Consider the following 11,111-nt stretch of genomic DNA (forward strand, 5'->3'; position numbering starts at 1 on the left):
CGGCGGCGCGTGATTCAGTGTCATGGTCTGAACCAGTTGCGTCAAGACCTTAGTTCGCCCTCAAAAGAAAGGAGGTCCCGCTGATCGGAATCAGTGCCGCCAAGGGCCGACGAATGCCGGGCTTCCGATCGGATAGCTGCCGATCAAGCGCCAGGTCGCGAGTTCGTAGGCTTGGACCACGTGTTCACTCTGCGACGCGACATAACAATGCTCGCCGACGACGGAGAAATGTCGTGGCCATTCGCCGGTCCCGTGATCGGCGACGGCCTTCGGGAGGACACCGTCGAAAGCGAACTCCGTGATCGTTTCGGGGCCACGGTTCGACAGGAAGAGCCGATCGCCGTGCAGGACGAGCTGTCCTGGGAGGTTCTCGCCGCCGGGCTCGAGCGTCGCGGGAGTCGAGTTCTCCACGGAGAACGTGCCTGGCGGTTCTTCGCGCACTGTCACCAACGAGGCGGCCAGTTCACCGACGACGTATGCGTGGTTCGTGCCCGGGCGCCGGACCAGCTGCCGGGGACCGGTCCCGGCGGGCAGCGCCGACACCGAGACGGGGATCAGTTCGCCTTCTTCGCCGAGGCGGTAGCTGCGGATCTCGTCGGTGCCCAGGTCGACCGCGCTGACCAGCGTCCCGGTCTCGTCGACCACGGCCATGTGCACGTGTGCGGCTTCCTGCCGCTCCGTGTTGGGTCCGGTGCCCTCGTGCTGGACCAGCGCTGTGCGCACGGTGGGAACGCCGTCGAGCCCCAGTGCGAACACGGCCAGGCTGCCGCCGCTGTAGTTCGCGCACACCAGGAACCGGCCATCGGGAGTGATCCCCAGATGGCACGGATCGGCCCCGCCGGTCGGGAGCGAGTTCAGGGCCTCGAGGGTGCCGTCCTCGCCGACCGCCACGGCGGTGATCGCGCCTTCGGCCGTTTCGTTCGCGGCGTAGAGCACCGGCAGCGTCGGGTGCGGGGTCAGCCAGCTCGGCGAATCCAGTTCGAGCGAGCCCGCCGGGGTCAGTCGCCCGGTCCGCCCGTCGCGCCAGAAGGTGCCGATGCCTTCGCCGTCGCCGTTGCTCGCGGCGGTGTAGGAGCCGACGATGAGCAGTGTCCGGTCGTCGTTCGCAGGAGTCACCAGGCACACTGTGCAGCAACCCGAGGTGGAGGTGAATCCCTTTTGACCACATCCTGTGCGATCGTTTCGGGAGCGGCGTCCGTCGCCCACCTGGCAGCGGCCGGCCTCGCCGGGCGGACCTGCGCCGGAGCGACTCAGAAACTTCCCTGTGCCATCCCGGACAGCGGCCCGGCAACTCCGGACTACAGGTCGAACTCCCCCGGCGCGAGGCTGCGTGCCAGGCAGAACTCGTTTCCTTCCGGGTCGGCAAGTACCACCCAGGGCCGACCGTCTCCCTGTCCCACATCCGTCTTGGACGCGCCGAGCGCGAGCAACCGCTCGAGTTCGGTCTGCTGGTCACTGTCGATCGGGCAGACCTCGAAATGCAGCCGGTTCTTGGCGATGGTCTTGGCCTCGGGAACACGGACGAAGACCATGCTCGGCACAGCGGGCCCGCCACGCAACGCGGCCAACCGCTGTTCGTCCGGCTCCTCCGGATCGGGCCCGATCTCGACCGCGGCGCCGTTCTTGTCCTGATAAATGACATAGCCCAGTACGCCGCACCAGAAATCCGCCAATCGCCGCGGATCCACGCTGTCGATGGCCACCCATTCGAACCGACTCGTCATACACAATGCCTTTCCATTTCGGAGCTACCGAGCCCCGACGGTGACCGACGGCGACGAAGCCAGGGGAACCAGCAGCCGCGCCCCTCCGGTGCCGTCGGCCGGCACGGACCAGATGTCGCTTTCCTTGCCGCTCCCCCGTGGCAGGCTGTAGGCGATCGTGTCCTTGTCGAGCCAGACCACCTGGTCGTCCACGCTGCGCGTCTCCGCGAGCGGGGTCTCCCGCATCGTAGCCAGGTCCAGCACGTGCTCCCGCCAAGGCCGGGCATCGCCGTCCGCCACGCGCTTCTTGAACGCGAGTTTCGTGCCGTCCGGCGACAGCGACGGGCATTCCGCGTTCTCCCGCAGGGTGCGCGCCTTCCACGCCTCGTTGTCGCCCTGCACCAGGAATGTCCGCCCGCCGGTGGCGACCGTGGCGAAGAACGTCCGCTCGTCGGGGGCGAAGGTGACACCCCAGTAGTTGACGTCCTCGCCGCGGTGCTGCTCGTCTCCGATCCGCAGCGGGATGCCCTCGATGTTGCTCGACAGCTCGTTCCGCTCGCGGTCCATGATGGCCGTCCGGGTCGAGAAGGTGCCGGGTTTCGAGTAGGAGTCGCCGGTGACGAAGGTGGTCCAGCTGCCCATCCGGCCGCCGGGCGAAAGCTTGGCGCGGTTGGGGATTCCGGGGACGTCCACCCGCTTGACCTCGCCGAGCGCGGCGTCGACGAACCGGGCGACCGCGCCGGCCATCGGCGTGGGTTCTTTCGCCAGGCACAGGCCACCGTCCGCCGCGGTGTAGAACCGCTCGCAAGCGAGCGAACTGATTCGTCGCGGGCTCCCTGGTTCGAAGACGGGGACCGAGGCGACGTTGCCGTATCCCGGCCCCGGAGCACCGTTGCGGAACAGCAGCCTCCCCGGCTCCCCCAGCGAAACGGGTTGTGCGGAATCCACCTCGATCGCCACGTCTGACGTCTGCCGCTCGGGGCTGTTCGCCTTGGCCTGCATCACGTACACCACCGAGGCGGCGGCGAGTGCGACGACACCCGCCAGCGCCACGACGAACTTCACCGGAAGCTTCACGCCGTCTCCTTCCCCGTCACCGGCAGCGGTACGGGCCTGCTTTGTCGAGCAGTTCCCCGTTGGTGCCGATGATCTCCCAGGAATAGGTCTTTCCCTTGAGCACCAGCTTCATCACCCCGTGTTTGCCCAAGATCTTCTCGACGCCCTCCCGGGCCTTGTAGTCGAGGTACAGGCTGTCGCCGCCGATCCCGGCGATGACCGACCGCACGCCGTTGGCCTCGTCGACGTGCCCGTTGGCGTCCAGGGGCTTCGTCCGCTCGTAGTGGTGATCGTGCCCGGCGAAGACGACGTCCGCCTTCGCTTTGGCCAGCTCGTTCCACAGCGGCGCGATGCTCTTCGCGTCTCCGGCGTTCCCGGAATTGAACCGCGGATGATGCCAATATCCGACGACACAGGACTTCTTGGTCCTCGCGAGGTCCTTGCGCAACCACGCCACCTGTTCGGCGCCGCCGCCGTTGTACACCGGGTCCGAATCCAGCGCGACGAAGTGGAAGGCGCCGACGTCGAAGCTGTAGTACGGCTTTCCCTTGGGTGTCGCGATCTTCCCGAAGTACTGCTTGTATCCCGCCAGGTCGTTGTTCCACTCGTGGTTGCCCGGCGTCGGTTTGGTGATCCTCTTGAACTTGCCCCAGGTCTTGTCGTAGTAGGACCGGAACTCTTCGATGGTGCCGTCGACGTACTGATTGTCGCCGACCGTCAGCACGTACCGGGGTTTGATCTTGCCCACCAGCTCCGCCGTCCGCTGGTGCTCCGACGGCAGCTCCGCTTTCGCGATGTCGCCGGCGAGGGCGATGACGATGCCATCGGACGCCGACGGCCGGGTCGACGCCTTCACCGGCGAGGTCGATCCGGACAAATTCCCCGCCGCGTCCCGCGCCCGCACCGCGTACTGGAAGTCGAAACCCGACGCCAGCGACGTATCGGTGTAGGAGGTCGTCGCCGACCGGCCGATGACGTTGCCGTTGCGCAGCACCTCGTACTCGACGACGCCGACGTTGTCGTTCGCCGGGTTCCAGCCGAGCGTGATGCTCTCGGTGGTGGACGACTTCTGCCGGAGCCCGGTCGGCACCGACGGCGGCTGGATGTCGCCGTCGCCGGTCCGGACGCCGTAGACCTCCAGTTCCCACAGCGAGTACCCGTACTCGGTCGCCCGTGCGGTACCGAAGATCCGGACGTGCCTCGCGGAGGTGTTCAGGCCGGCGAACTCGTCGAGGCCGCCGTCGCTGGCCACGACGGTCTTGACGTCTCGCCAGGTCTGGCCGTCGTCGGATGCCTGGATCTGATAGTCCTTCGCGTGGGCCGATTCCCAGAAGATCTTGACCCGGCTGATGTCCGCGGGACCGCCGAGGTCGACCGCGATCCACTGTGGATCGCCCTCCAGGCTCGCCCAGCGGGTCGTCGAGTCACCGTCGACGGCGAGCGCGCCGCCGAAACTCTCGTTCTCGACCGTGGACGTGGTGGTGCGTTTGTTGACCGACAGCAGTGATTCCACCGGTCCGGCCGTGGCGCTGGACGCGGTCACGGGCTGAGCGAGCAGGACGATCGCCGCGATCGCGGCGATGCCCGGCTTCACCATTCGATTCACCTGTACTCCTGGATGGGCCTACGTCGTCGTGGACAGCAAGCCGGGTCCGGTGCCGCGCATGGCACCGGACCGCGGCCGTCAGCGGCAGGTGTACGGACCTGCCTTGTCGAGCACCTTCCCTGCGGTGTCGTAGATCTCCCAGGAATACGACTTTCCGTTCAGCACCAGCTTCATCACGCCGTGCTTGGCGAGGATCTTCTCGACACCTTCGCGCGCCTTGTAGTCGGTGTAGAGGTAGTCGCCGCCGATGCCGGCGATCACCGACCGCACGCCGTTCGCCTCGTCGACGTGCCCGTTGACGTCCAGCGGCTTCGTCCGCTCGTAATGATGGTCGTGCCCGGTGAACACCACGTCCGCCTTCGCCTTGGCCATCTCGTTCCACAGCGGCGCCATCTGCTTCTTGTCACCGGAGTTCCCCGAGTTGAAGCGCGGGTGGTGCCAGTACCCGATGACGCAGGACTTGGTGTTCTTCGCCAGGTCGTCGCGCAGCCAGGCCACCTGTTCGGAACCACCGCCGGTGTAGATCGGGTTCGAGTCCATCGCGACGAAGTGGAAGTCACCGATGTCGTAGCTGTAGTACGGCAAGCCCTTCGGGTACGCGATCGCGCCGAAGTACTCCTTGTATCCCCTGAGCTGGTCGTCCCACTCGTGGTTGCCCGTCGTGGGTTTGGTGATGCTCTTGAACTTGCCCCACGTCTTGTCGTAGTGGGCGCGGTACTCGGAGATGGTGCCCTTGTGGTACTGGTTGTCGCCCACGGTCAGCACGTACTGCGGGTTGATCTTGGCGACCTGGTTCGCCGTTCCCTGGTGTGTGGAGAAGAGTTCGGGGTTGGCGATGTCACCCGCCAGTGCGATGGTGACGGCGCCGGTGCCCCCGGGTTTGGTCGCGGCCCTGATCACCGGACTCGCCGCGGAGACGTTGCCCGCCGCGTCCCGTGCTCGCACGGAGTAGCCGAACTCCGCTCCGGACGCCAGCCCGCTGTCGGCGTAGGTGGTCGTCGCCGTGGTTCCGACGACGTTCCCGTCGCGGAGCACCTCGTACTCGGCGACCCCGACGTTGTCGGTCGACGCGGTCCAGCCGAGGGTGACGCTGTCCGCGGTGGTCGCCGTCGCGGCGAGGCCCGTGGGCACCGTCGGCGCCTGCGTGTCGCCGCCGCCGACGCGGTCGCCGTAGACCTCCAGCTCCCACAACGAGTAACCGTAGGTCGTGCCGCGAGCCGTACCGTGGACGCGGAGGTGGCGTGCGGAGGCGTTGAGGCCCGGGTGTTCGTCGACGGCGCCGTCACCGCCGGTGACCGACTTGATGTCGGTCCAGGTCCTGCCGTCGGCCGAGCCCTGGATCTTGTAGGTCTTGGCGTAGGCGGCTTCCCAGGTCAGTTTGACCTTGGTGACGGTCGCGGCGCTGCCGAGGTCCACGGCGATCCACTGCGGATCGACCGCCTCCTCGCTCGCCCACCTGGTCGTGGCGCTCCCGTCGACGGCGTTGGCGCCCTCGAAGCCGGAGCCCTCGACCGACGAGGTCGTGGTCGGTTTGCCCGCGGACAGCAGAGATTCCGCTTGTGCGGCGGTGCCCGAAGAGATCAGTGTCTGCCCCAGCAGGGCCAGGGTCGCCACCGCGACACCGGCCAGGGGTGTTCTCCGTTTCATGCGAACTCCTCGACGTTGCGGAGTCGCGAGTACCGGCGTGGGCGGCGTCGGGTCGGCCGGAGTCGCTTCGTTAAGTAAGTTTCCTAACGATCGCAGTGTAAAAGGTTCTTAAACTCCCAGTCAACGGGTGACCGCGCGGTGCCCTGCACCATTCGGTGGCAAGGTCACCGCGCGATCCCCTGGGTCATGCCCGGTCAGCAGTTGACGTTGTAGAACCAGGTCGGGTTGTACAGCCGGATCCACTCACCGGGCTTGTAGGACTCGCCGCGGAAGATGATCTTGCACTTGACCGACCTGACGCAGTCGGTGTCCTTCCAGTAGTTGTTCGAGTCATCGCCGGACTTGAGCGTCCGCCGGTGGTCGCCGGACAGGTTGTCGCAGTTCCAGTGGGACTTGGCGTCCCGTTCGATCTGCAGGTCCTTCCCGGTGCGGTTGTGCGCCCGCCCGCAGAGCGGCATGGTGCAGCTCGTGCCGTACGTCTGCACGGGTGCCGCGGTGGCGTCCCCCGGCGCCGCTTCCTCGACCGCGATCACGGTCGGCGTCGCTTCCGCCGGGGTCGCCTGTGCCATCCCGGTGAAGCCCATCAGCAGGCCGGTCGCGGTCGTCGCCGCGACCAGCCCGATCCGTTTCGTCAAGGCCTGTCGTCGCATGGTGCTCCCCTCGTCATCGCGGCGCCCCGATCGGCCGCCGCCCCGGAAGTACCGTCTCTGGACGGCGGGCCCGGATCAAGGACTTCGCGTCCCGACCCTGGATGGGACGCCGTTTCACCCTCTGACCTGCGGATCCACCCCGACCTTGAGACGGCCTGCCGCTTCCCGCGATTCCTCGGTCGCGGGACAGGCGTTTCGCTAGCATTCGTCCGGGGAGGGCGGCAGGTGGACATGGAACCGCAGGACGACATCGCAGGGCTGCTGTCGCAGTTGAAGCGTCGCAGCGGTCTCAGCTATGCCGAGCTCGGCACGCGACTGTATGTGAGCAGGTCGAGCCTGCACCGGTACTGCACCGGACGGGGCGGGCCGCCGAACTACCGGCTCCTCGTCGGCATCGCCGAGGAGTGCGGCGCGACCGAGGAGGAGCTGAACGAACTGCTGCGCAGGTGGCGCCGCCGCGAGAAAGGCGCCCCTGCGGCCGAGCCGCGACCGGAAGTCCCCGCGACGGAGTCCGGCTCCCCACGAGTACGGCTGGTCGCTGTCGCGCTCGTCCTGCTCATGGTTTTCGCCGCGACATCCAGCGCCCCGGACGGTGTCGGTGCCGACGCGAGCGCCGCGGCGGGCGCGGAGATCACCGCACCGCCCTGGCAGGCACAACCGGTCCCGGTGTCACCCGAGTTGTTCGGCGTGACCATCAACAGCGCCAGCGGAACCATGCCGGCGTTCCAGACGGGCAGCGTGCGCTTCTGGGACAGCCAGACCCGCTGGGCGAACCTGCAGCCCGCTCGCGACCGGTTCGACTGGGCCACGCTCGACCGGCTGGTCGGCGGCGCGGAGAAGGCCGGTCTGCCCACGCTGTTCGTGCTGGGCGGCACACCCGGGTGGGCGGCACCGAACTCGCCGAAGGGCGCCTACACCGACGGTTCACGAACCGGTGCGCCCGAGAACCTCGCCGACTGGGACCGCTTCGTTCAAGCTCTCGCGTCCCGCTACCGGGGCAGGATCGATGCCTACGAACTGTGGGTGCAGGCCACGCACCACATGTACTTCTCCGGGTCGGTCGAGCAGCTGGTCGAGATGACCGAGCGGGCCGCGAAGATCGTGCGGTCCAGCGATCCGGACGCCACGCTGGTCTGCCCCTCGATGGGGCAGCTCTGGCAACCGGAGGCGCGGGAGATCCTGAAGCGGTTCGCCGATCTCGGCGGCTACCACCACTGCGATGCCGCGGGCGTGAAGCTGTACCAGCGGAACGCTGCCGACCCACCGGAAACCCTGGTGCGGCTCCTGGGCGAGATCGACGCGACGATGCACGCGGCGGGCGTCCACCCACCGTTGTGGAACACGGGCACGGTCTACGACGTCCCGCTACGGGAGCCGCTAACCCCGGCGCGTTCCGTCGACTACGCGCTCCGGTTCTACCTCGCCGGCCTCTACGGCAGGGAGTTCAATCTGCGGCGGATGTACTTCTACAACTGGGGCTCCGGCAAGCTTCCGCTGGTGCTGCAGGTCGAAGGAAGCCCGCCGACAGACGCCGCCCTCGCCGTCGAGACGCTTCAGCGCTGGCTGGCCGGTTCCCGGTTGCGAGGCTGCGGGCAGGGGCTCCCCGCGGGGCTGCCCGCCAATGTCTGGCAGTGCGAATTCCTCGACGGGGCCGATCGGCTGAGGGTGATCCGCTGGACTCACTCGGGAACCGCGTTCACGGCGACCGGCCCCGGAGCCGAGTCCCACGTACGGATCGACGGCGAAACCACGGCGGTGCGCCCCGGCGAATCCCTCCGGATCACGGAAACCCCGTCTTTGATCACCTATGCGGCCCGCACCGGGCCGGGTTGATCCGCGCGACCGACAGCGGGATGCCGAACCGGAGGGTCCAGCCCGCGAACCTGGATCGTGAGTGACGATTCGCTGCCTGATAAGGCAGGAGTCGCCGCCCCTAAGCCGCCATTCAGGACGTTTCGCACCGCCCGTCGAAATGTAAATTCGGCTCGTACTCCGAATCACTGCGAACAGGGGGCTGACAAGAATGCCGAAACATCAGAGGACCCGAAGGCTGGTCGGACGATTGCTGGCGACCGCCGCGGCACTGACGCTACTGACGTCCCTCGGCACCGGGACCGCGCACGCCGGAGTGATGCAGTTCCAGGACGGCTTCGAAGTCGATCCAGCGGCGAAATGGGCCATCTTCGGCAGCCAGTCGCCTGCCGGTGGCTTCAACATCAACATGCCTGCCAACGCTCGCAGCGGCAACAACTCCGGCTGGCTCGGCGCCCAGCCGGGCGGCTGGTCGGTCCAGCAGATCGAGGTCCGCACCGGCTCGGTTTCGGGCATGCCCGAAACGAGCTGCGCGGCCGCCGTCTGGATACAACCGCTGGTCATTCGCCAAGAAGTGGCGATCGAGATCTGGGACCTCTTCGGGAACATGCTCTACCGGAAATCGGCCATGTACGCGGGGAGCCAGAATTACCAGCAGCTGTACACGGATCGATGGAATCTGAACGGCAGGACCTCGGTGCTCGTCCGAACCGTCGATTACGGCACCACGGGACAGGGTGGAACGATCCGGCTGGACGATCTGCTCTTCCAGTGCTATTTCAACGGCTGAATTCCGCTCGAGTGAGCCGGGCGAAGAAAGGCGATCAGGTGCTTGTCCGGCCATCCACTGTCACACTGGATGGCCGGACGCCGAGGGGGACAAAACCTGATGACCGCCGATCTTCCGCCGTGGGCCCGGCGCATGCGCACCCTGCGCGAGGCACGCGAATGGACGCCAGCCGACGTCGCTCGGCGAATGCGCGAGCACATCGGCGCCCCGTTGCCGGAAAACGACGACCTCTGCCGACGCTGGGAGGCATGGGAACAAGGCGACGACATGCCCGACGCCTCCCACCAGCCGATGATCGCGGCGACGCTCGGCACTGTGACAGCAGCCCTGTTCCCGCCACCCGGACGTCCGACCGCAACCTTCGATACCGGCATGGACACGCTGGAGGTCGTTAGCCGGCTTCAAGCGTCCGAAGTCAACGAAGCCACTCTCGAAGCTGTCCGGATCGTCGTCGACAAGCTGTGTTCCGAGTACTCCCGACGCCCGCCGGCCGAGCTGATTCCCGAAGGTCGCCGGTGGCTTCGTCGGCTGATCGGGATGCAGAGACTGCCCCTTCGGCAGCAACGGAACGTGCAGGAACTGGCCGGCTGGCTCGCGCTGCTGGTCGGATGCCTCGAGTACGACCTCGGCGACCGGGCCTCGGCGGAAGCCAGCCGCAACACCGCCCTCGGTCTGGGGAAGGCTTCCGGCAGCGGCGGAATCATGGGCTGGGCTCATGAGATGCGCGCCTGGTTCTCGTTGACGCGAGGCGACTACCTCGACGTCACGATCGCGGCGGAAGCCGGTCAAGCTGTCGCTGGCAAGCACAGTGTGTCGGTCCAGTTGGCAGCACAAGAAGCGAAAGCCTGGGCTCGCATGGGCCGCGGGGAGGAGATGCAAGTCGCTTTGGAGAAGGGGCGCACCCTTCTTGAGGCGATGCCGTACCCGGACAGTATCGACAACCACTTCGTGGTGGATCCGAGCAAGTACCGATTTCGACCGCTGGCCGATGAGAGTCTCCGAAGCTCAGATCACCCTCGGTGTCGTCGCGGCTCGCGAAGGAGACCTCGACGAGGCGATCGGACGCGGTCAACGTGCGCTCGACGGAGAGCGCACGTCGCTCCCCTCTCTCCTCCTCGTGGCCCGCGATCTCTCCGGGATCCTGCGAGAGAGGTTCGCCGGTGAGTCGGAGGCCGCGTCATTCCTCGACCGCCTTCACACCATCGAGCGGCAGATGTAGCCCGACCGGGTCAGCCGCCCAGCGCCGGCCCGATCCAGCGACGGACGAGCGCGCGCAACTCCTCATCGGTGTGCGCGGGCTCCGAGGGGTACTGCAGGAACGAGAGGAACAGCCGCATCAGCATCTCGGCGAGCCCTTCGAAGTCCTCATCGGACTCGACGCCCGCCGCGGCCCAATCGACCGGCACGTTCCGCAGGATCCTCGCGCCGAGAGAGAAGGACTGTGACGACGTCACCGCCACGGTGAAGACGTCGGCTTCGCCCGCCTTCAGCAGCAGTCCCAGGTACGGCTCGGCGGGAACCACCCGTACGCCGAACACCACGGATTCCACGGCGACCTCAACGGCGGTGCCGAATGTGGCCAGGTGCCGCTCCATCCGCCCGGCGAACTCCTCGACGCGGTCCAGCGCGACCGCGCCGAGGATGTCGGCCAGGCTCGCGAAGTAGCGGTAGACGGTCTGCCGGGTGATGCCGGCCTCCGCGGCGACGTCGGAGAGGCTGGTCTTGGCGAGGCCGACGCGGTCGATGCAGGCCGTCGCCGCTTCGACGATCCGGCGGCGTGCCTCGCGCTCGGTTCCGGGCGGGTTGCCCTGCCATCCGTGGTGCCCCATGACCCCATCTTCCCCGAA

The 11,111-nt window shown here is 67.3% G+C and carries 10 protein-coding genes; 3 read left to right on the plus strand and 7 right to left on the minus strand.

The genetic code is table 11. The annotated features are described in order from the left end of the window. Positions 1-90: 90 nt before the first annotated feature. The 6 genes from ACLJRM_RS02630 to ACLJRM_RS02655 all read right to left on the minus strand — a co-directional run bounded on the left by ACLJRM_RS02630 (position 91) and on the right by ACLJRM_RS02655 (position 6,662). Positions 91-1,116 (minus strand): lactonase family protein, encoded by a 1,026-nt coding sequence (locus tag ACLJRM_RS02630; RefSeq protein WP_410662131.1) that lies wholly within the window; start codon positions 1,114-1,116, stop codon positions 91-93. 182 nt (positions 1,117-1,298) lie between these two features. After that, positions 1,299-1,724 (minus strand): VOC family protein, encoded by a 426-nt coding sequence (locus ACLJRM_RS02635; protein WP_410662132.1) that lies wholly within the window; start codon positions 1,722-1,724, stop codon positions 1,299-1,301. Positions 1,725-1,748: 24 nt separating this feature from the next. After that, positions 1,749-2,780: a hypothetical protein gene (locus tag ACLJRM_RS02640; protein WP_410662133.1), complete on the minus strand. Its 1,032-nt coding sequence runs from the start codon at positions 2,778-2,780 to the stop codon at positions 1,749-1,751. Positions 2,781-2,796: 16 nt separating this feature from the next. Beyond that, positions 2,797-4,356 (minus strand): discoidin domain-containing protein, encoded by a 1,560-nt coding sequence (locus tag ACLJRM_RS02645; protein ID WP_410662432.1) that lies wholly within the window; start codon positions 4,354-4,356, stop codon positions 2,797-2,799. Between the two features lie 87 nt (positions 4,357-4,443). Continuing rightward, a complete protein-coding gene (locus ACLJRM_RS02650; protein WP_101607537.1) occupies positions 4,444-6,012 on the minus strand; it encodes a discoidin domain-containing protein in 1,569 nt (522 codons plus the stop codon). A 194-nt stretch (positions 6,013-6,206) separates the two neighbouring features. Continuing rightward, complete coding sequence (locus ACLJRM_RS02655) at positions 6,207-6,662, minus strand: hypothetical protein (RefSeq protein ID WP_410662134.1); 456 nt, start codon at positions 6,660-6,662, stop codon at positions 6,207-6,209. A 231-nt stretch (positions 6,663-6,893) separates the two neighbouring features. On the opposite strand from ACLJRM_RS02655, the gene ACLJRM_RS02660 reads away from it, so the two are divergent. The 3 genes from ACLJRM_RS02660 to ACLJRM_RS02670 all read left to right on the plus strand — a co-directional run bounded on the left by ACLJRM_RS02660 (position 6,894) and on the right by ACLJRM_RS02670 (position 10,428). Next, complete coding sequence (locus tag ACLJRM_RS02660) at positions 6,894-8,495, plus strand: helix-turn-helix domain-containing protein (protein ID WP_410662433.1); 1,602 nt, start codon at positions 6,894-6,896, stop codon at positions 8,493-8,495. Between the two features lie 190 nt (positions 8,496-8,685). Continuing rightward, on the plus strand, positions 8,686-9,264 hold the full coding sequence (locus tag ACLJRM_RS02665; protein ID WP_101607535.1) for a hypothetical protein: 579 nt from the start codon (positions 8,686-8,688) through the stop codon (positions 9,262-9,264). A 99-nt stretch (positions 9,265-9,363) separates the two neighbouring features. Beyond that, positions 9,364-10,428 (plus strand): XRE family transcriptional regulator, encoded by a 1,065-nt coding sequence (locus tag ACLJRM_RS02670; RefSeq protein ID WP_410662135.1) that lies wholly within the window; start codon positions 9,364-9,366, stop codon positions 10,426-10,428. A gap of 65 nt (positions 10,429-10,493) precedes the next feature. Here the strand turns inward: ACLJRM_RS02670 and ACLJRM_RS02675 are convergent, their stop codons facing one another. Next, positions 10,494-11,093, minus strand: a complete 600-nt coding sequence (locus tag ACLJRM_RS02675; protein WP_410662136.1) for a TetR/AcrR family transcriptional regulator — start codon at positions 11,091-11,093, stop codon at positions 10,494-10,496. Between the last annotated feature and the right edge of the window lie 18 nt (positions 11,094-11,111).

The organism is Amycolatopsis sp. lyj-84, assembly GCF_046549075.1.
Taxonomy (GTDB): Bacteria; Actinomycetota; Actinomycetes; order Mycobacteriales; family Pseudonocardiaceae; genus Amycolatopsis.

Bases quoted from the DNA above. Each gene is read 5' to 3' on its own strand.
- ACLJRM_RS02655 (WP_410662134.1), bottom strand. From the start codon at position 6,662: ATGCGACGACAGGCCTTGACGAAACGGATCGGGCTGGTCGCGGCGACG.
- ACLJRM_RS02635 (WP_410662132.1), bottom strand. From the start codon at position 1,724: ATGACGAGTCGGTTCGAATGGGTGGCCATCGACAGCGTGGATCCGCGG.
- ACLJRM_RS02675 (WP_410662136.1), bottom strand. From the start codon at position 11,093: ATGGGGCACCACGGATGGCAGGGCAACCCGCCCGGAACCGAGCGCGAG.
- ACLJRM_RS02650 (WP_101607537.1), bottom strand. From the start codon at position 6,012: ATGAAACGGAGAACACCCCTGGCCGGTGTCGCGGTGGCGACCCTGGCC.
- ACLJRM_RS02660 (WP_410662433.1), top strand. From the start codon at position 6,894: ATGGAACCGCAGGACGACATCGCAGGGCTGCTGTCGCAGTTGAAGCGT.
- ACLJRM_RS02645 (WP_410662432.1), bottom strand. From the start codon at position 4,356: ATGGTGAAGCCGGGCATCGCCGCGATCGCGGCGATCGTCCTGCTCGCT.
- ACLJRM_RS02670 (WP_410662135.1), top strand. From the start codon at position 9,364: ATGACCGCCGATCTTCCGCCGTGGGCCCGGCGCATGCGCACCCTGCGC.
- ACLJRM_RS02665 (WP_101607535.1), top strand. From the start codon at position 8,686: ATGCCGAAACATCAGAGGACCCGAAGGCTGGTCGGACGATTGCTGGCG.